This window comes from Bacillus sp. CIS52 (assembly GCF_053545315.1).
Genome location: NZ_JBIUFR010000001.1, coordinates 1,502,298 through 1,522,395, shown reverse-complemented (window position 1 = coordinate 1,522,395; position 20,098 = coordinate 1,502,298). Strand labels below are relative to the sequence as shown.

The following is a 20,098-nucleotide window of genomic DNA, read 5'->3' as shown; positions in this document are numbered from 1 at the left end:
AAAGCTGCCGAATCCGGCAGCTTTTTTTATGTGATCTTTACTTTTTAGATGTTACGGTCAGTGTTTGATCAGCATTGTTCACAGAGAAAGTATATTTCTGGTTTTTAAGCATGAACAAGTTCTGATTGATTTTGCTGCCGCCTTTGTTACTTAAAGCTGAGATGTCTGCGGGACGCGATAAATGAAAAATCACTTCGGAGACTGTATCATTGTCAATCACAAAATCCGCTTTCGCATCGGATACTTTTAATACTTTCCGTCCGTCATCCGTTTGCCCGTCAGCTGGATTTTTCAATTTACTCCGCACGTCGTCAAGGCTCTTATTGATATATGAGAGAAACTCTTCTGTCGTTTCGCTTGATAAACTGCTGCTGAAATCGCTGAGCTGAACATCCGTCGTTTTTAAAGCGTTCACTTTATGCAAATCAGCCTTTTTCATAAAGTACTCTTTATCGTTTAATCTCACTTTGGCCGCTTGGTTATTCTCGGCTTCTACCCGCACCTTCGTACCGAAATTTACACTTGCCGAGATTTTCCCTTTTATATCTTTTCCGGCGTAAAGATCCGCGTTTTCAGCTTTTACCAAAGCAGGTTTATTCACAGACTCATAAAGGCCGGCATCGCTCTGTTTGACGTCGCCGAAAGAGGCGATCGCACGCAGAGGCTTGTCTGAAAACATCGAAGCGGCAGCTCCTGCAGCCAGCAATGCAAGCAGCGTAATCTGAATCGTATTGGCAATGAATTTGGGCTTCGCTTTCTTTTGCTGCGCCTGAGTGATTTTCTGTTCCTCGGCAGCCCGCGTTCTGCCTTCAATCTGCTCATTTTGATATTTCTTTTTTTCTTTCTTGGAAAGCTTGTTGAACCAATCCACAAAAGCTTTATATTCTTTCACAACCGCTTTTGTTTCATCAAACATACGCATTTCGCCGTAATGCATCCAAGCCACCCGATCACACATTTTCTCAATCTGTCCGATGGAATGACTGACGAAAAAGATCGTTTTGCCGCGTTCTTTAAATTCCGTAATGCGGTCCACACATTTTTGATAGAAAGTCTGGTCCCCTACTGAGAGCGCCTCATCGATAATAAGGATGTCAGGGTCCATATGCGCCGATATGGCAAAACCGAGACGGGATTTCATACCGCTTGAATAGCTTTTAACAGGCTGATCTATAAAGTCGCCGATATCCGCGAATTCAACGATTTTTTCATAAAGCTCGTCTATCTGCTTATTGTTGAGACCCATCATCAAGCATTTCAAACGAATGTTGTCCTTACCGCTTAATTGATTGTTTAATCCGGCAGAAATGGCGATTAAAGACGGCTGCCCGTTCATATCAATCTCACCGCTTGTCGGCGGAATGATTTTTGCAAGCAGATTGGACATCGTTGATTTTCCCGAACCGTTGATTCCTACGAATCCGATCGTTTCCCCTTCATAGACGTCAAAAGAAACATTTCGGACAGCGAAAAAACCTTTTTGATTTCTGTTTGGGAAAAACAACCCTTTAATTTTGTCAGACTGTTTTTTATATAGAAAATACTGTTTTGAAACATTTCTGAACGAAACTTTTAGTTTCATCGTATAATCTCCTTACTATATTAAAGAAAGTCAACAAACTTATCTCTGAATTTCATATGAAGAAGTGAACCGACTGTTAACAACAGCAGTGTGACGAACCAGAAATACAGCGTATATTTCATATCGTGGAAAAACCACTGCCCTTCCATAAAGCTGTCTCTAAAGCCCTCGATAATATAGAAAAGAGGGTTTAACTTCAAGATGGTCAAAACTTCAGGTCTGTTTCCAAATTTCTCTGCAATGTCCCAGAAAATCGGCAGAAGAAAAAAGAGAAGCCTTGTGACGGCCTGAAGCAAAAACTGATAGTCCCTGATTAATACGCTGATGGTCGAATTAAACAGGCCGAAAGCAAACATAAAACTGATCATGCAAAACAAGTAATAAATATATTGCAGCCAGTGAAGCGTCGGAAACAGTCCGTTGCTCAGCAGCACAATAATATAAATCGCCATCATCACAAAGTAACTGAATAAATTCGATGCGATCACTACAGAAGGCAGTGAACTGATCGGAAAGTTCATTTTCGATACTAAATTTATCCGTTTAAAAACGCTGTTAGATGCATCCAATATCGTCGGACTGATAAAGAACCAAGGAATTAAGCCGGCCAGCATCCAGACGATGAACGGTACGCTGTCTCCATTTCCAAGCACCATATCATGTCCGCCGCGAATCCCGAGACCAAATACGAACCAGTAAGCCAGCATTTGAATCATAGGGTTGAGAAACTGCCACAATATACCCAAATAGTTCACTTGATACTTTGATTTCGTTTCGTACACTGCAAGCCGCATAATCAGCGGAAATGAGTTGAATTGCTCTTTCAGAATTTTTACCAATGCATTCATTCTAATCTTCCTTAGTCGTAAGTTTTGGTCATAGCTTTGACTTACAAAAGCACCGCTCATAATTGTAACAGATTACGATGTATTTTTCACTTCATAACAAGCCTGCGTCCGGTGAGCGCAACATGCCGTCTTTTAAGCAAAAAAGCATAATTAACGTGGTTAAATTATGCTTTTTTGCACTTATTTACTTGTCCCCGAAAATCACTTTTACGGCTTTTTCAGACGATTCCCCGGTCTCTAAATAGCAGAACTTCTCATAAAAAGGCCCGAACGAATCCGGAAGCTTATAATTGTCTGATTCCGTTTCATTCACCCACTTGATAACGTCACCCGTTTCTTTGACCAGCGGGCCGGGCGCTTCTTTTTCAAAGTCAAAGTAAAACCCTCTGAGTTTATCCCGATACGTTTCGATATCAGGCACATAAAACAGCATCGGTCTTTTCAGATTTGCATAGTCAAAAAAGACAGATGAATAGTCCGTTATGAGTAAATCAGAGACCATATACAGCTCACGGATATCTTCGTAGCTGGAGAAATCATATGCAAACCCTTCATACGGTCCGAGATCAAAGTTTTCCGCAACCAGATAATGCATCCGTAAAATAATGGCGTAACGGTCGCCGATCGCTTCTCTCAATTGGTGAAGGTCTAAATCAAGGTCAAACTTGTATTTTCCCTTCTTATAAAATTGGTCATCCCGCCATGTCGGTGCGTAGATGATCACTTTTTTATCTTGCGGAAGGTTCATTTTTTCTTTCAGCGCTTTGATGACAGAAGGACTGTTATCCGTCTGAAGGAAGTCATTCCGCGGATATCCAGATTCAATCATGGTTTTATTAAACTGAAACGCCCGAGCGAAAATTTCTGTTGAATAGGCGTTCGGTGAAATCAGATAATCCCATTTTGAAGCCTCTGTCGTAAAATTGCGCTTATATTTTTCAGTGTTTGTTCCCGGCATATGCACTTCATCCATATCAACGGCAAGACGCTTTAAAGGCGTGCCATGCCATGTCTGGACATATGTCGTATGCTCAGGTTTCGGGATCCACAGCGGCATACGGCTGTTGACAATCCAGTACTCGGCTCTTGCCATGGCAAACAGCCATTTAAACGTAAAACGTTCGATATAAGGAATTCCTTTATCTTTAAATGTCTGTGAATAAGCGGGATTTACACTCCAGCACAGACGGTATTCAGGCATTTCTTTGCTCATGTATTCGTAAATTGCCCGCGGATTGCAGCTGTACTGTTTTCCGGCAAAGCTTTCAAACATGACAAATTTCTGTTTGACGGGCAGTTTCCCTGCAAGCCTGAATCCTGCTTTATAAGTGTTTTGTATTCTTTTCTCAATAAACTTTTTCAGCTTATTCTTTCTTTTGCGTACAAAGGATGCGCCCCGTTTCAGCTTTCCTTTTACAAAATACTCCACACGGGTGCTGAAACTGTAATCATTCATTCTCAGATGGAGATTTTTCGTTTTCTTTTTCGTGAAAACATGAAATCTGGCAGGTCCTTTTTCCGTTTTCAGAATCGTGAATTGGTTAGGGTTTACTTGTTCAGATTTCAGTGCCTTTAACGGCTTGCTGTTGGTGATAACCTCTTCACCCGTTCCGGCATCTTCAAAAATGAATTGAATATGGAATTGAAAGATAAGCTGCTGATTCAATTCTTTATAAATGGCATTCAAATCAATTTTTGTATCAAAGCCTATCGTGTCAAGTGCCGTTGTATCCTGAACATATTCATCAAGGTCGTGTCTCGGCACGTCATGAAGCGGATACTTCAGAATGAGAGGCTCCTCTTCTTTTCCTTTTTTCATTTTCAGAATCAGGTTTTTTTCTTTTATCTTTAAATTTTCTGCTGCATTCAGCCGGAATGCAAAACCTTTCAGATGTAAGCTGCCGTCAGATTCAAGCTCCATTTCATCAATTCGCGTGACGAACTTTCTCTGCAGCAGCTTTAAGGAGAAATTCCCTTTCTTGGTCGTGTAAGGGAAAAAGAACATATGATGAGCCTCATCTTTATAAGAAGACAGTTCAATAGGTTCAAGGCTGGATTTTAACCGTTTTTTATTGATATCACTGTCATCATTGATAAAGGAGACATAGAAATCAAGACATCCTTTGCCGTCCGTATGTTCAGAAAGCAGCTCCGTGCCCATGACAGCATGGTACTCCCCGCCTTCTCCGGGCAACCGTTTCAGAGGGACGGAAAGTTCCGCTTTTGTCTTACGATTTATAATCTGAAGAGAAGGCTCTTCCTCTAAAGCGGCATTTTCACAGGATATCGTAATACTGAATGTATCGTCCTTTATATTAAGATGTTTTAACTTGTATCTGACAGGATTTTCTATACCCATAAAATAAGTCTACTCCTCTGTTTCAATTAAACATATCCAATCATAATCATCATTTTGATACTTTCAGCGATAGGTTCTCCTTCACCGTCCGGTAGAATTGATAGTGCAGTCCGTTCGCTTCTGCTGTTACCTTTTCATCGTCTTCTCTGTTTAACATGACCCGTTCATAATCGTTATAAATGACATACATAATATAACCGCCAAGTCCGACTTTTTCAATGTCACGTAACGGGAGTTCAAGGACGTACCGCCCGTCTCCCAGTGACTGTACCGGAAACTGGTGGTATACTTTCATTTTTTCTCTGTGCTGAAACTGAATATATTGGGCATTATTTCTGTCCTGTCCGAACAAGCGGAACGTAATGCTGAATTTATCATCGGCGAACACCGCGCTTTCCGTTTCCCCGTGCATGCGCAATTCGACCAGTTTATTTTCTTCATCCGTCAGCGGGCTTTCTAAATAAGCCAGTCCGTCCCGGGTCACGATGTTTTTATCGGGCTCTTTTTTAGACCATCGGAACAGCTTTTCAACTTCATCATACCGTTTTTGAATCAGCAGGCGGTAGGCTGTTTTATGGATCGGATGAAAAAACGTCTCGGAAATATCGTACTTCGTCTTCTTTAATACATTCAGAATTTCATTGAATTTATTGTAGTAAGCTTCTTTATTTTCGCTTTTCAGGAAGTGCATCCGATCGAAAAGCCGCGTAATGGAATCGAATTCAATCAGGCGGTTCATCGCCATCTTTTCTTTCTCAGTATCTAATTTTTTGTTCAGAATATACTTCATTACGGCTATGTTCGTATCGGTTTTTTCCATAATATTCGTCTTTTTTGTCAGCGACTCATTATTGTCCATTCTGTTCAGATAATAAACCGGTTCTGTTGACGTTGAAATATCTCCGCACGACAAAAGAACATCCATAAAAAATTGCTTATCTTCAGCAAATTTCATTTCCGGATATCTGATATCATTATCTCTTAGAAATTGTAAGTTCATCATTCTTGCCCGCGGGCCGAGATGATAGAAAATATGCCGGATTGAAAAAGGCGATACTTTCGCTCTGTTCAGTGAGGACTCATGTTTCCCGATTGTTTTTTGCCCGTTCACCTGCATTTCGATCGTTTTTCCGACCGCATAATTCACATGATCTCTTTCAAGCATGTCGAATAAAATTTTAACGCCGTTCGGCGCAAACCAATCATCCGCATCTAAAAAGGTAATGTACTTTGCATTTGCAAGCTCAATTCCCAAGTTTCTCGGATAAGCGGGGGTTCCCGTATTGTCTTTCAGAAATACGACCGTAATATTTTCATACAGCTCGGCGTATTCAGTCAGAATGTTTCTGGAATCATCAGTTGAACAATCATCGACCAGAATTAAAGAAATATGCTGAAAGCCGATATTTTGAAGGATTACTGAATCAACTGTTTTCCGCACATATTCTTCTGCATTATAAACGGGAACGACTACCGCTACCTTCTTTTCATCCGCCAATGCTTCTTTGTTTAAAATGGTATATTCACGTTCTTCTATGGACGGCTTGGACTCTTTTTTATTCAATTTAAAAAAGTTACTAAGATTCATTTTAAATTCTCCTCTTATTGTCTAGCTTTTTTAAAAAAAGCGCATAACAAATATAGCGAAAATAACCTTATATTACAAGAAGTACTCCCTATCCGGAGGGAGTACTTCTTTATCATCTGCATATCCGAATGTTTCAATTACACCCCGGCAATTTCTTTTTTAATCTGAGTAGTGGAAATGCCTTCAGTTCTAGGGAGATAGATGACTTCGCATTGATCTTTAAGGAAGTCGAACTTGCCTTCCCAATCGTCTCCCATTACGAACACGTCGATGTTGTGCTCCGCTACGTCCCGGACTTTTTGATCCCAGCTGTTTTCCGGAATAACTTCGTCGACATAACGGATCGTTTCAAGAATTAACTTTCTGTGTTCATAGCTGTGGTAGGCCTTTTTTTGTTTTTGAAGGTTGAACTCATCTGTTGAGATGGCAACGACAAGATAATCTCCAAGCTGCTTCGCGCGCTCGAGCAGTTTAATATGACCCCAATGCAGTAAATCAAACGTTCCGTAAGTAATGACCTTCTTCATGAAACAAAAGCTCCTTTCTATCATCATACGTATAACAAGCAACTGCCCTGAAATGCTGTGCAGCTGTATCCTTAATCACTAAAGTGCCAATTTCGTACTCATGGAACCTCATTATATCACATAGCCCTGAAAAGGTTAAGCTAATGTAAAACGAAGTTAAATTCCACTTATTAACAAATGTTATTACAATAGGAGTTTAGCAGGGTTTTTGCGCGTATGATTAAAGAAATTGTTATCTTATTTATATTTTTGTAAAACTATTGTTAAGTTTATCTGAAGGTATTATGTTAAAATAAAGCTTAGCTTAAGTCACGAAAAAGTGAAAGAAAATCCCGTACAAAAAGGAGGACGGCAGATGCAGACTGAAATGGTGCACAACCTTTCTTATGTTAATGGAAATTTACAGGAGTTTATTTCATATTTAGACACTTATTATATCGCACAAAAGCAAGGAGCCGTCATTGCGACGGTCAATCCAGAGATCGGATACGCTGCGGCGAAAGACAAAGGTTATCATCAAGTCATTTCTTCCGCGGATTTCGTCCTGCCGGATGGTATCGGCGTCGTGTTAATGTCACGTTTGACGCAGCACCCGCTGAAATCAAGAATTGCGGGATTCGATGTGTTTCTGTCGCTGCTCGGTCTCGCAAACCGGCAGTCTAAAAAAATATTTTTATACGGAGCTAAGCAAGACGTGCTTGACGCCGTTTTGAATCGGATCGATAAAGAGTATCCGAATATCGAGGTTGTCGGAGCCAGCAACGGCTATGAAGCCGATAAACGCTTCGTCGCCAAACAGATTTCCCGGGCGAAACCCGATATCGTGTTTGTCGCCTTAGGATATCCGCATCAGGAGCAATTTATTTATGAATACAAACATCTTTTTCCTCAGGCTGTTTCAATCGGTTTGGGCGGAAGCTTTGATGTGTTCAGCGGAACGGTGAAACGCGCCCCTGAATGGATGATCAAAACAAATCTGGAATGGCTGTACAGACTGGTGACGAATCCGTGGAGATGGAAAAGGATGCTGAACATTCCGAAGTATGCTTTTACCGTTTTGAGAAACAATAAATCAAATAAGAGCCTGTACTCCAAGCAGGCTGAAGATCAAACGAAACAGCTTTAAACAAATAAAACAGCAAAAGAGATTGGTAATCTATGAACTTGCGATCTTTATTCGCCGCTTTCTATTCTATATATCTGTCGGTTCTCGGCGTTTTGTTCAAGCCTGTAAAGCCAAAGAATCACCTGACCCTGCTGGTATCTTTTGAAGAAAATGCGCAGGCTCTCATCCGTTCTTACAAGGCGCATGCTGAATCGCTTTCTTATGAAGTGACGGTTCTGTATACGAGACATGCCGTCAGTCTGAAAAAGGAGCTGGAAGGTCTCGGCTCTTTTTATCTGAACGAAAAAAACCCTCTGCATCTTGTGAAGGCCGTTTTCATCCTTTTTAAGAGCAAAGTGGTCATAACGGATAACTATTTTCTCCTGACAAGCATCTTAAACCGCCGTCCGCAAACGACATGCATTCAAGTATGGCATGCGAACGGCTCTTTGAAAAAGTTCGGCCTTGAGGACGTGACGAACCGAAGCCGGCCGGCATCAGATATCAGCCGCTTTAAAAAAGTGTACAGTTCGTTTGATTTTGTCACCGTCGGTTCAGATGAGATGGCTGACGTTTTTAAAAAGTCGTTCGGTATACGGGATGCCCAGCTGTTAAAAACGGGAGTTCCCCTGACTGACGTCTATTATGAAGAAAACAAGCCGGGACCGGAGCGCAAATGGCCGAAAAAAATCATTCTGTACGCACCGACATTCAGGGATTATGATATGCAATCCTTCCGGCTCCCATTCACCGAAGAACAGCTCATAAACGAATTAAACGGAGAGTATATGCTGCTTGTAAAGCTTCACCCAGCCGTTTTGCATCATATTTCAGCTTCGTTTGAAAGCGAATCAATCAAGAACGTGTCTGACATGCGTCTTCATGACCTTTTGAAAGCGGCTGATATTTTAATTACGGACTACTCTTCCGTGCCCTTTGAATTCGCACTCTTAAATAAACCGATATTCTTTTTCACCTATGATCTGGAGGAATACGATCAAAAACGCGGTTTGATCGACAATTATGCTTCGGTCATCCCCGGAAGAGCTTGTCATGACAGCAAAGCCCTTCTCGAGGAAATGACGAAAAAGCCATTTCATGCAGAAGAAATGAAGCGGTTCTCGGACAAATGGAATATGTATTCAGATGGGAATTCGAGTGAAGCGTTATTGAAATTTGCGGAAACAAAAATGAAAAATTGTGCTGAAGCACCTGCCTGAATCCGAGGCGGGTGTTTTTTTGCATGAAGAAAGGCTGAAGCAACAACTTCAGCCTTTTTTTTACACTTTCATATACACAGGAACATCATAGTAAAGCGTGTAGTCGTCCAGCAGTGAGTATAAACTGTACATGCGGTTTACCTGCTTATACGCCCAGCCGATGTCTGTCGCATACTGATGGGACGCGGCTGGAGACCATCTCATTTTATACAGGGTATCCTGGTTGTATGCGGAGTTGTGAATATATGACGCACCGATAAATTGGGCTCCGCCGATAATCGCGGCTTCCGGAGTAAACCAGCCTTGATTATATGCGTATTGTGCGCCGTAATAATTCGGGTTGCTGTCATAAGCCCCGATGCCGTACATGTTATAAACCTTTTTTCCATTATACGTAATGCCGTTTGCAAGCTCTGACGTGCCATTGCCCGTTTCAAGCAAAGCATGCGAAATCAAATACACTTCATTGATGCTGTATTTTCCGGCGGCTGTAATAAAGGCCTGGCCTTTGCCTGTCAGAATTCCTTTATTGACCAGCACTTTTTGATTCAATTCAGATGCGTTCAATCCCGCTGTCTGAGAGAGCTTCAGAAATTGAAAATAATACTTGCTGTCTTGTGCGAAGTGATCAGGATTGACGTATTGCTCGACTTCATCACTGCTGGCGTTTCTCCAGCCCATGCTGAGTTTGGCCCAGCCGTTTGTCTGGCCGGTGATGCTGACTTTATCGCCTTTTTTCAACTGCCCGATAATATTGCCTGAGCTGACTTCCGGGGTTGATCGGACGTTCAGGACGTCGGCTGTGACCGTCCCGGAAGCCGTATTGATGTAAGTAAGCGACGCGTAAGCCGAGGCATCAGTCTGCGGGCTGACTGTCATTTGTTTTTTGACCATATCTGCAAGCGAGATGTTGTAATTGGTATTCATAATTTGCGGTCCGTTTTTTATTTTCAAAATAGTCATCGTCCATCCGTACAGCTTTTTCAGCTTTTGAGAGGCGGCATCCGCAGACTGCGAGCCCGTGAATTGATCGCGGAGATGGAGCTCATAAACCGGATGGCTTTCACTCGTATAGCCGGCCTGCAATTGTTTGGCGCTGAAATAGCTCATGCTTTTATTTAAAACGGTTTTACCAGTGAACTTTTCGGTTTTGATGACGTACTGTGAATAGGCGGTTTTCCCCGTCTCCTTTGCAGTGCCGGCCGCTTTGTTTTGTTTGAAAAAGGCAGTCACGCGGTCAATGTCTTCCTTCTTAAGCAGCGGCGCCGTTTCAATCCTGAATTGTGTATACGCTGTTTCACCTGTTTTCTGTGAAGAAGCGTATACTTTTTTCCCTTTGAAGAAATCCAGCGAACGATTGATCTTTGCCGTATCAAGCAGTGATTCAGTTGTGACTTGGTACGTTGTTCCCGTTTGCTTGGCTGCTGTTTTGGAAACAGCACTCAGTTTATATCCGGCCAGAAGATTCAATCCTTTTTTAATCTTCGATTGGTCTGCCGTCTGCTGAGAAAGCAGCTGATATTGGTTCTCTGCTGTTTTTCCTGCCGCGGTTCTTGCCGTCTTTACATGCTGCCGGCGGAAAAACGCCTCCGCTTGATCTGCCTGTGCGGCGGTGAGCTGTCCTGCTGTAATCTGGTAAACGGACGCTGACGCTGTCTTTTTGACAGGCGTTGTGTCGCAATGCCATTTTTTCTTTTTAAAGAAGGATTGAACGCTTTGCAGCTGCTGAGCCGTCAGTCCGCTCATCTCGACCGTGTAATTATTTTTCGTGCCGGCTTTTTGATAGCTGCCGCTGACGCCTGTATTCTTCTTGATTTGGCTGACGGCATTTTGCACGGCGCTTACTCCGTTAAAATATCCTGACCGCACGTTGTACACGGCTGCTGTTTTGCTTTGGGCATACGTTTGAACATTCCCTTTGATACCCGTTTTCTGCTGGAGCTGTTTCGCTAAGCCGGCCGCTTTATTTGCATCCGGAATGCCGGAAGCTGTCACGGTGATATTCGGGCTTCCTTTTGTTATCACCTTCAGCGACGATTGTAATCCTGTTTCCTTTTGAAAATCAGTTTGGATTTGAGCAGCTTTTTGATCGCCGGTAATTGTTCCTGATTGGATCTGAAACTGGGCTGTTTCCCGCTTGATCGGACGGTATGAAGCTTTCACGCCCGTCTGCTTCGTCAAATCTTGAGTGAGCGTTTTCGCGTCTGCTTCGGCTTCGATCTCTGAAGTCACGACCTGCATGTACGGCTGCTTCGTTCCCGACTCCTTGACGGCGCCGGTCACGCCCGTTTCTTTCGTCAATTTGGCAAGAAGGTTTTTCGTCTGCTGTCCGTCTGATAGAACTCCTGATGTGACGGTCACGTACGGCTGTTTGCTTCCGCTTGCGCTGTAAGTGCCGGCCACACCCGTCTGCTTCGTAAAATCTTTCAGCACGGCTTTCGCGTCCGTTTCATCGTGTAAGCCTGAAACGGAGATTTGATAAGCAAGCGGCGCATTACCGGCTTTCTTTGCGTCAGCCTGCCACCCCGTATCCTTTTTCAATTTCGCTGCCGCTTGAAGCGCATCATTCTCAGAAGCGAATTGCTGCTTCGTTTCCAGCTCATAAACGGAATAATCGCTGTATGCAGCCTGGGCGTGCTGTGTAACGGTGCTAAAGACAAGGAAAACGCCGGACAATAACATAGGTGCAACGAATCTCTTTTTCATTCCTTCTCCTCTTTCTGATTCAATTGGTTTCTATCAAACTAGTTTATTTATCGGCCGGCTTTCTTCATTTTTACAGAGAGAAATCATCCAATTATCCAAATAAAAAAACTTAATCCCATCGCTGGGATTAAGTTGGGTGATTTATATATGAGAAACGATGATTGTGCATTCTCCGGTTATCGTAAAGTCAGGCATCTGATCCGGCAGTATGAAATGCGCGCCTTTTTCAAGTGTTGCGGTCTTGCCTTCACAAGTGATGGAGCCGCTTCCTTCTATAACGCTGCACAGCATAAACGGAGCGTCCTGGGTCATTTCCGCCGTCCCGCTGATATCCCATTTGTAAACAGAAAAATATTCTCCCTGCACAAAGGTTTTGATGGTGATGCCTTTTCTCGTTTCAGTTGATTCATCTAAAAATCCGTCCACATGAGGAACGGTGGCGGCGTTGACGGCATCGCGGATATGCAGCTCACGCGCCGCGCCGTTTTGATCTGTGCGCCCGTAATCATATATCCGGTAGGCGGCATCTGAATTCTGCTGTATTTCCAGCACGAGCGCCCCGGCGCAAATGGCATGTATGGTTCCGCTCGGCACATAATAAAAATCACCGGGTTTGATTTTCACGCGGCGCAGCAGGCCTTCCCAATCACCGCTGTTAATCATGGTGACAAGCTCTGCTTTCGAACGGGCCGTATGACCGTATATTATCTCCGCATTTTCTTTACAGTCGATAATGTACCAGCACTCAGACTTCCCCGTTTCGCCCAGTCCATGCTCCTCGGCATCATAATCGTCAGGGTGGACTTTGACGGACAGGTGATGTTTGACGTCCAGTATTTTCGTCAGCAGCGGAAAGCAGTCCCCTTCCGTTCCGCCGAATAATTCTCTATGCTGATTCCACAGTTCGATCAGGGTTTTCCCTTGATACGAACCGCTTTTGACCGTGCTCATCCCGTGCGGGTGGGCTGATATCGCCCAGCATTCGCCGGTTGTTTCTGAAGGTATACTGTATCCGAATCGTTCGCGTAATAACGTGCCGCCCCATATTTTTTCTTTACATACAGGCTGTAAAAAAATCGGCTCTTGCGTCATGTTCGTTCCCCTCCCATTAAAAAGCGGCTCATATCCCATTCCCCCTGTACCTATTTTAAAACACGGAGAGAGCCGCCAGTTAAAAACAATATGTATAAATGACTGACCTGCTCATTATACCATTCGGATGGGGCGGAATGCTCAGTCATTTCCTATTCCAGAATAAAATCCCTTGTTTGTCGCAAATTAAAATAACTGATGAAAGGGGGGAAACATTGTGACGATAAATGCTGAGCTCGGACAAAACCTTCAAGCGCTGAAAAAACGGTTCGGCCAAAGCGATGACATGATGTTTTATTCATTTACGTACGGAAACGGTAAATGTGACGCCTGTCTTGTGTATATAGACGGACTGACTGAAAATCAATTGCTTGCCGAATATATTATTTCGCCCGTGCAGGCGGCCGCCCGGCATCAAGAGGAACCGGCTGAAACACCTCCGGCATCCATTTCTTTCGGGTATCACCACACCCGGCTTTCTTCACTTAAGGATGTTGAGGCAGACATTCTTTCCGGCAAATCGGTTTTGCTGGCGGAGGGATGGAAGGAGGCCCTTTCCTTTGATACGGAAACATTTAAAATGCGTGATGTCGAAGAACCGGCATCAGAAGTGCTGGAACGGGGGCCGAGGATAGGTTTTGTCGAAAAACTTCGGACGAATACGGCGCTTTTGCGTGAGCAGTCCCGTGACCCCAATCTCCAGATCAAGGAGCTGACACTCGGCGAACGGACAAAAAAACGGATCGCCGTTGCCTACATTCGGGATATCGCGCCTGATGATGTCGTAAAAGAAGTGATGAAAAGACTGGAGTCCATCACCATTGATGATATTCCGGAATCAGGATCGATCGAACAGCTCATTGAAGATAACACGTATTCCATTTTCCCGACCATTTTGACGACCGAACGGCCTGACCGGGTTATGGGCGCTCTTTTAGAGGGAAGGGTCTCCGTTCTTGTAGACGGAACGCCATTTACCCTTTTGGTGCCCGCTACCATTGATGAATTTATCCACTCCCCTGACGATTATAATCAGCGGTGGGTTCCGGTTACCTTTCTCAGGCTGCTTCGGTATTCATGCATTTTAATCACGATTTATTTACCCGGCCTTTACATCGCGCTCGTTACGTTTCATACCGGGCTTTTGCCGACGAGAATGGCGGTGACGATTGCCGGAAGCAGGTTGAATGTCCCGTTTCCCCCTTTTGTTGAAGCGTTTATTATGATTTTTACGATTGAAATGATCAGAGAAGCTGGGCTCAGACTGCCGAAGCCGATCGGCCAGACGATCGGCCTGATCGGGGGAGTGGTGATCGGCCAGGCCGCCGTACAGGCGAATATCGTCAGCGCGATGATGGTGATTGTCGTATCCGTTACGGCATTGGCCTCTTTTACGGCGCCCTCCTATGTGTTCAATTTCCCGCTGAGGCTCATCCGCATTTTTTCGATGATTTTATCGGCGATTTTAGGTTTATACGGACTGATTATGTGTTATCTGCTGGTCGTCGGCCATCTGATGCGCCTGAAAAGCTTCGGCCAGGATTATATTATTCCGATCATGGCGCAGCCGGGACAGGACTTAAAGGATACGATTGTCAGGCTGCCGACACCGCTTTTTAAAAAACGGCCGACCCGAAAAGAGACAAAAGATAAAATCAGACAAAGGTGATCCCCATGATAAAACCGGAAGACAAGCTGTCTTTTATGCAGACCCTTCTCATGGTAAGCGGAACAATGATCGGAGCGGGCGTGTTAACATTGCCGCGCTCGGCCGCAACAGCGGACAGTCCGAGCGGATGGATCATTATTCTGTTGCAGAGTGTCGTGTTTATCGGCATCGTCCTGCTCTTTATGCCGTTTTTGCAGAAGAACAGCGGGGAAACCATCTATGAGCTGAATCAAAGCATCATGGGCCGCGCTATCGGTTCTCTTCTGAATTTATTCATCAGCTGTTATTTTGTCGTCACCGTCTGTTTTCAAGCCCGGTTTCTCGGTGAAGTCATCAATTACTTTTTACTGAAAAATACGCCGATGGGTGTCGTCATATTCATTTTTCTGGCGGTCGGCATTTACCATGTGACCGGCGGGGTCTATCCCATTTCAAAGCTCTATGCGTATCTCTTTCCGGTTTCGATCATCATTCTGCTTACACTGCTCATATTCAGCCTGAGACTGTTTAAGCTGGATTTCGTCCGCCCGGTCTTTGATGGGGGCTACAAAAGCTTTTTTGAGCTGTTTCCGCGAACCCTTCTGTATTTTTCGGGGCTTGAAGTGATTCTTTTTCTGGTGCCGTTTATGAAAAACCCGAAGCAGGCGAAAAAGGCGGCTGTCTTCGGCATCGCAGGCGCGAGCTTATTTTACAGCTTTATACTGCTTATCGTGATCGGCTGTATGTCGGTTGCTGAAGCCAAAACGGTGACGTATCCGACAATTTCCCTGATTCACGCCTTGGAAATCCGCGGTATTTTCATCGAAAGATTTGATATCTTTCTTTTAATTACGTGGACATGCCAGCAGTTCACCTGTATGCTCGGTTCTTTTAAAGGAGCGCATCTCGGATTCAACACCATTTTCAGGCTGAAAAATAAAAACAATGGCTGGCTGCTGGGGGGATTATTGGCGGTGACATTCGGCCTTTCAATGTACCCCGATGATATCAACAGTGTGTTTGCATTCGCTAATATTCTCGGATATGCGTTTTTTGCCGTCATTATGATTCCTTTTCTCATTTGGTTTGTCAGCTGGATGAAGAAAATAGCGGGGAGGAAACAGACGTCATGACACATTTCATAAAATGGGCGGTGGCGCTTTTCATACTGATAATGCTTTCAGGATGCTGGGACGCGAAGGAAGTCGAAAAACTATCGTTCGCCCGGGGAGTGGCCATAGACGAGACGAGTGACCGCCGATATAAACTAACCTATCAAAACCTGCTGCCCCAAAGTGAAAACAGCCAGGCTTCCGGCCGGCCCGTGTTTGTCAATGTGACGACGCGGGGGGATACCATTCTTGAAGCCGTCAGTGAAGTCTCCTTAAAAGATCCGCCCGTTTACAGCGATCATTTAAAAGTGCTGATATTCAGCGACAAATTGCTGGCCGACCAAAATATACTGCAGATGATGAATCATTTTATCCGTGATGATGAATTAAGACGGAGCAGCTATCTTTTCGCGGCAAGAGGAAAAGCGTCCGACATTCTGACGGAGCCGACGCCGAATCAGCAGCAGCCCATGGCCGCGGAAAAGCTCATCGACCTCACAAACAACGGCGGCTACAACGGAAAAATTTTAAGGCCGCTCAGAATCGGGAGAGCTTCGATTTACTGCCATAATAAACTCAGCTTTCTCATGCAGGCCGTCAGCAATCAAAAAGGAAAAACGGTGTATGACGGAGCGGCCATCATCAAAAACAAAAAACAAAACAGACTGGCGGGATTCCTGTCATCATACGAAGTACAGAGCCTGAATTGGCTGACGGGAACGATACAGGGCGGCGTGCTGCCCGCTTTGGATAAAGGAGGGCACCCGATTACCTTCGAGATCAAAAAATCAACATCCGCCATCACCCCCAGACTGAAAAACGGGAAGCTGTCATTTCACGTATCGGTAAAAACAAAAGGCATCTTGTCGGAGGATCAATATGCCGGCGAGGATTCATTCAATCAGCATTATTTAAACGGGCTCGAAAAGATTTTTGAAAAAAAACTGAAAAGCGATATAAAAGAAGTCATTGATAAGCTTCAGAATCAATATGAAACGGACCCTGTATTCTTTTCTGACAGAGTCCGCATTCAATATCCCGACTATTGGAAGAAAGTGAAGAATCATTGGGATGAGACCTTTTCCGAAGCGGCATTTGACTATGATGTTTCCATTCAGATTGTCAACTTCGGAACGATGGGCCAGTAGCCTTCAGCGTGTTTTTTCGACACGCAGGAGGATTTGGTAAATCCGGCTTTGTTCGGGCAGCTGTGTTACCGGAAATTGCATCGCCTGCGCCATTCGTGTGATTTCTTGTAAAAACAGCTGCACCCGCTCATCAACGTGAACATACGTATAGGACTGCTTTTTCACGTCAAATGTCTCTTCCGGAAAGAGCGTGCGGACCGTCTGCGGCGTAAAAAACCGCAAGTGGGTGCGGTCGAGAATGCCGGCGTCCTTGTATGTCCAGTCACCGAGCAGAAGCGGAAACAGCGCTTCGGCGTGAGAAATATTCGGAATGCTGCAAACGATTGATCCGGCAGGCGCCAAATAGGCTGAGTACGTTTCAATGACACGCCAAGGGTCTTTTAAGTGCTCAAGGATGTCTGCAAAAATGATGCAATCAAAAAAGCCTTCCGGATACGGGAGCTTCACTTCTTCGACATCTTCCTGCAGAACCGCTTCATAGTGTCCTTTTGCCGCTTGCGCCGCCAGCGGGTGCAGTTCTATTCCGTACAGTTCACAGGGCTGTCTGTTTTGAAGTTCCAGTCCCGTAGCACCCGCGCCGCAGCCGACATCAAGTACTCTTTTCGCTTCCCGGGGAACAAGCTCCGCAATTTCCGGTCTCGGGTGGGTAAAGTACGTAAAATCAGTGCCCCATTTTTCCGTAAAACGCTGGCGGTTCTCCAAATATAATTGATTGATATTGATATCCTGATTAGCTGTAAACGTCGCGTGCCCGTGATGATGTACAAAGGCATCGAGGGCGATGTGCAGGCTGTAGCCTTTTTGCAGGGCGCGCAGGCATAGATCATCATCTTCAAAAGAACCGTATCCGAATTGTTCATCGAACGGGCCGATGTCTTCAATGACGCTTTTTTTCACCAGAAGGCAGAATCCGACAAGGCGGAGCACCCGCTTCGTGTTATGCTTTTCCCTTTCACAATAAGCCTCCGCGAATGACTCCAGTTCATCAAGCGATTGATACGCGTCATGGATCATCTGCGCGCCGCTGACATAGTTGCTGACGGGACCGACCATGCCGTTTTTTTCAGATTGATACAGCACTCTCAGCATGGCGCTGAGCCAATTTTTCGTGACTATCGTATCGTTGTTCAAAAACAGCAGATTGTCCCCCCCTGCCGCTTCGATTCCTTGGTTGCAGCCCTTGGCGAACCCGAGATTTTTTTCATTTAGGATGACTTTGACGTCAGGAAGTTTTGATATGTACTCTCTCGTTCCGTCTGATGAACCGTTATCAATAATGATCAGCTCTATCTCTTCTTTGTCGGTGTATTGATCAATGCTGGCCAGACATTTTTTGGTCAGCTTCAGCTCATTATATGTAAGGATAATAATGCTCGTTTTCACCGGCATCCCCGCCTTTATCGTGACTTTATACTAACGTATGACATATTCCTGTCATTTATGTGACCGGGCGCGGGACGCAGTTTTAAGGGGCCGGTGTATAACCGCCCCCTCTCACACTGGAATTAAGGATGAACTGTCTGCCGATTGGATTCTGATTCAGAGCCTCCGTTACGGCTTCGCAGATCCTGTTCGATTTCTTCAAGGCTTTTCCCCTTCGTCTCGGTCACTTTAAACCAAACGAACAGGAATGCCATTATCCCGATCGCGGCATAAATGATAAATAGATAGCTGATGCCGACGGCCTCCATTAATATCGGATAGGTTAATGAAACAAGCAATGTTCCGGCATGCAGCATCAAAGTCGAGACACCCGTGCCGATACCGCGGACATGCAGGGGGAATAATTCCGGCAGCATAACCCATACAACAGGCCCCCAGCTGAGCGCAAACACGACGATAAACAGACCTAAACAAATGACCGTCGTCCATGATGCGGCTGCTGAATGTTCAAAGAAGAGATTGACCGCGGCTAATACGAGAAGACTGATGACCATGCCCGCATTTCCGGCCAAAAGCAGCGGCTTCCGACCGATCTTATCAATGACTTTGATAGCCGCAAGCGTCATGATGACATTGACGGCGCCGATTCCGACGGTTCCCAGGATAGATGCGGAATTGCCGAACCCGACACTGGTAAATGTTTTCGGGGCGTAATAAATAATGGTATTTGTCCCGATGAATTGCTGTAAAAAGGCTAGCCCGAGGCCGGCAATCAGCGCGGGTCTCACCCACGGCTCAAACAATTCTTTCAAACCGCCTTCGTTTTCCTTTTCCGCTTCTTTCATTTGGTCAATCTCGCCCTCAATATTCTTCGTTCCCCGCAATGACGAAAGAATTTCTCTTGCTTTATCTTCTTTGCCGATTGTAAACAGCCAGCGCGGGCTTTCCGGCATGAATAATATTCCGATCAGCAGAATGACTGACGGCACGACCGCAAGACCAAGCATCCAGCGCCAAGCGCCTGCATCGGCAAATATATAATTCACGATATACGAAACGAGGATTCCGACCGTAATCATCAGCTGGTTCAGTGATGAAAGCGCCCCCCGTTTATGCTTCGGAGCCAACTCCGATAAATAGAGCGGAACGATCGTTGTAGATGTTCCGACAGCCAGTCCGAGAATGATCCGGAATAGAACCATCACCTGGGTATTCGGGGCAAAAGCGACCCCTAACCCGCCAATACAAAACAGCAGCGCCGCTCCCATGATGGCCTTCCGCCTGCCGAACCGGTCGGTCAGTTTGCCGGCGAATCCCGAACCGAGAATCGCCCCCGCCAATAACGAACTGACGACGAGGCCTTCTGTAAAGGCGTTCAGTCCCAGTTCTTTTTTCATAAATAAAATAGCCCCGGAAATGACTCCGGTATCATATCCGTATAAAGCGCCGCCGAGAGCGCCGAAAAAATAGAGCCATTTATTCGAGTGTATGCTTTTCATGTGATATAGACTCCCCTCATCCTGCGCTGTATCCGCGAGGAATTGTTCTACTGCTTCTTTTGCCTGATTCCGATCGTTTCAAACCTTCCGACGGTTAACATCCATTATTTTACTGATTATTTTTTACAACCCGACGAAACATTTTCCGCTTCCTGCCGTCCAATATAATGTGAACCTGATGTAAAAATAACAGTAGATGTTGTCGAAATAGAGAGAAAGATTTGGAATTTTCTCATTTACAGAGTTGTTCCAAGCCAACAATTATGGTACGCTTCACAAAG

At 44.9% G+C, this 20,098-nt stretch carries 14 protein-coding genes; 5 read left to right on the top strand and 9 right to left on the bottom strand.

Annotation, left to right across the window (positions count from 1 at the left end; all coding sequences use genetic code 11):
* Window positions 1-37: 37 nt before the first annotated feature.
* The 5 genes from tagH to tagD all read right to left on the bottom strand — a co-directional run bounded on the left by tagH (window position 38) and on the right by tagD (window position 6,904).
* On the bottom strand, window positions 38-1,582 hold the full coding sequence (gene tagH / locus ACH32G_RS07350; RefSeq protein WP_448814161.1) for a teichoic acids export ABC transporter ATP-binding subunit TagH: 1,545 nt from the start codon (window positions 1,580-1,582) through the stop codon (window positions 38-40).
* A 20-nt stretch (window positions 1,583-1,602) separates the two neighbouring features.
* Window positions 1,603-2,430, bottom strand: a complete 828-nt coding sequence (locus ACH32G_RS07345) for an ABC transporter permease (RefSeq protein WP_016937750.1) — start codon at window positions 2,428-2,430, stop codon at window positions 1,603-1,605.
* Between the two features lie 184 nt (window positions 2,431-2,614).
* Window positions 2,615-4,789, bottom strand: a complete 2,175-nt coding sequence (locus ACH32G_RS07340; RefSeq protein ID WP_448814160.1) for a CDP-glycerol glycerophosphotransferase family protein — start codon at window positions 4,787-4,789, stop codon at window positions 2,615-2,617.
* A gap of 49 nt (window positions 4,790-4,838) precedes the next feature.
* Window positions 4,839-6,377, bottom strand: a complete 1,539-nt coding sequence (locus ACH32G_RS07335; protein ID WP_327814690.1) for a glycosyltransferase family 2 protein — start codon at window positions 6,375-6,377, stop codon at window positions 4,839-4,841.
* Window positions 6,378-6,514: 137 nt separating this feature from the next.
* Window positions 6,515-6,904: a glycerol-3-phosphate cytidylyltransferase gene (gene tagD, locus ACH32G_RS07330; protein WP_016937747.1), complete on the bottom strand. Its 390-nt coding sequence runs from the start codon at window positions 6,902-6,904 to the stop codon at window positions 6,515-6,517.
* Between the two features lie 355 nt (window positions 6,905-7,259).
* Between tagD and ACH32G_RS07325 the strand changes: the two genes are divergently transcribed.
* Both ACH32G_RS07325 and ACH32G_RS07320 read left to right on the top strand, forming a co-directional pair.
* Window positions 7,260-8,030 carry a WecB/TagA/CpsF family glycosyltransferase gene (locus ACH32G_RS07325; RefSeq protein WP_016937746.1) on the top strand — a complete coding sequence of 257 codons (771 nt, stop codon included), beginning with the start codon at window positions 7,260-7,262 and terminating at the stop codon, window positions 8,028-8,030.
* Between the two features lie 32 nt (window positions 8,031-8,062).
* Window positions 8,063-9,229 (top strand): CDP-glycerol glycerophosphotransferase family protein, encoded by a 1,167-nt coding sequence (locus ACH32G_RS07320; protein ID WP_448814159.1) that lies wholly within the window; start codon window positions 8,063-8,065, stop codon window positions 9,227-9,229.
* 60 nt (window positions 9,230-9,289) lie between these two features.
* Here the strand turns inward: ACH32G_RS07320 and ACH32G_RS07315 are convergent, their stop codons facing one another.
* Window positions 9,290-11,935 (bottom strand): N-acetylglucosaminidase, encoded by a 2,646-nt coding sequence (locus ACH32G_RS07315; RefSeq protein WP_448814158.1) that lies wholly within the window; start codon window positions 11,933-11,935, stop codon window positions 9,290-9,292.
* A 141-nt stretch (window positions 11,936-12,076) separates the two neighbouring features.
* A complete protein-coding gene (gene manA, locus ACH32G_RS07310; protein ID WP_448814157.1) occupies window positions 12,077-13,027 on the bottom strand; it encodes a mannose-6-phosphate isomerase, class I in 951 nt (316 codons plus the stop codon).
* A gap of 217 nt (window positions 13,028-13,244) precedes the next feature.
* Here manA and ACH32G_RS07305 point away from each other — a divergent pair, with 217 nt between their 5' ends.
* The 3 genes from ACH32G_RS07305 to ACH32G_RS07295 are packed head-to-tail and all read left to right on the top strand — an operon-like array spanning window position 13,245 to window position 16,935.
* On the top strand, window positions 13,245-14,696 hold the full coding sequence (locus tag ACH32G_RS07305) for a spore germination protein (protein WP_016937742.1): 1,452 nt from the start codon (window positions 13,245-13,247) through the stop codon (window positions 14,694-14,696).
* 5 nt (window positions 14,697-14,701) lie between these two features.
* Entirely contained in the window at window positions 14,702-15,808 is a 1,107-nt protein-coding gene (locus ACH32G_RS07300) for a GerAB/ArcD/ProY family transporter (protein WP_049627521.1), read from the top strand.
* The gene (locus ACH32G_RS07295; protein WP_448814156.1) at window positions 15,805-16,935 is read left to right on the top strand and encodes a Ger(x)C family spore germination protein; all 1,131 of its coding nucleotides are present in this window, start codon (window positions 15,805-15,807) and stop codon (window positions 16,933-16,935) included. Before ACH32G_RS07300 ends, ACH32G_RS07295 begins: the two co-directional genes overlap by 4 nt.
* A 3-nt stretch (window positions 16,936-16,938) precedes the next feature.
* Here ACH32G_RS07295 and ACH32G_RS07290 read toward each other — a convergent pair whose 3' ends face one another.
* Complete coding sequence (locus ACH32G_RS07290) at window positions 16,939-18,324, bottom strand: glycosyltransferase (RefSeq protein ID WP_448814155.1); 1,386 nt, start codon at window positions 18,322-18,324, stop codon at window positions 16,939-16,941.
* Between the two features lie 116 nt (window positions 18,325-18,440).
* Window positions 18,441-19,817: a sugar porter family MFS transporter gene (locus ACH32G_RS07285; protein ID WP_099745071.1), complete on the bottom strand. Its 1,377-nt coding sequence runs from the start codon at window positions 19,815-19,817 to the stop codon at window positions 18,441-18,443.
* Between the last annotated feature and the right edge of the window lie 281 nt (window positions 19,818-20,098).

Excerpts from the sequence above, each read along its gene's own strand:
- ACH32G_RS07315 (WP_448814158.1), bottom strand. The coding sequence starts at position 11,935 with ATGAAAAAGAGATTCGTTGCACCTATGTTATTGTCCGGCGTTTTCCTT.
- ACH32G_RS07320 (WP_448814159.1), top strand. The coding sequence starts at position 8,063 with ATGAACTTGCGATCTTTATTCGCCGCTTTCTATTCTATATATCTGTCG.
- ACH32G_RS07345 (WP_016937750.1), bottom strand. The coding sequence starts at position 2,430 with ATGAATGCATTGGTAAAAATTCTGAAAGAGCAATTCAACTCATTTCCG.
- ACH32G_RS07340 (WP_448814160.1), bottom strand. The coding sequence starts at position 4,789 with ATGGGTATAGAAAATCCTGTCAGATACAAGTTAAAACATCTTAATATA.
- tagD (WP_016937747.1), bottom strand. The coding sequence starts at position 6,904 with ATGAAGAAGGTCATTACTTACGGAACGTTTGATTTACTGCATTGGGGT.
- ACH32G_RS07290 (WP_448814155.1), bottom strand. The coding sequence starts at position 18,324 with ATGCCGGTGAAAACGAGCATTATTATCCTTACATATAATGAGCTGAAG.
- ACH32G_RS07335 (WP_327814690.1), bottom strand. The coding sequence starts at position 6,377 with ATGAATCTTAGTAACTTTTTTAAATTGAATAAAAAAGAGTCCAAGCCG.
- tagH (WP_448814161.1), bottom strand. The coding sequence starts at position 1,582 with ATGAAACTAAAAGTTTCGTTCAGAAATGTTTCAAAACAGTATTTTCTA.
- manA (WP_448814157.1), bottom strand. The coding sequence starts at position 13,027 with ATGACGCAAGAGCCGATTTTTTTACAGCCTGTATGTAAAGAAAAAATA.
- ACH32G_RS07325 (WP_016937746.1), top strand. The coding sequence starts at position 7,260 with ATGCAGACTGAAATGGTGCACAACCTTTCTTATGTTAATGGAAATTTA.
- ACH32G_RS07300 (WP_049627521.1), top strand. The coding sequence starts at position 14,702 with ATGATAAAACCGGAAGACAAGCTGTCTTTTATGCAGACCCTTCTCATG.
- ACH32G_RS07295 (WP_448814156.1), top strand. The coding sequence starts at position 15,805 with ATGACACATTTCATAAAATGGGCGGTGGCGCTTTTCATACTGATAATG.
- ACH32G_RS07285 (WP_099745071.1), bottom strand. The coding sequence starts at position 19,817 with ATGAAAAGCATACACTCGAATAAATGGCTCTATTTTTTCGGCGCTCTC.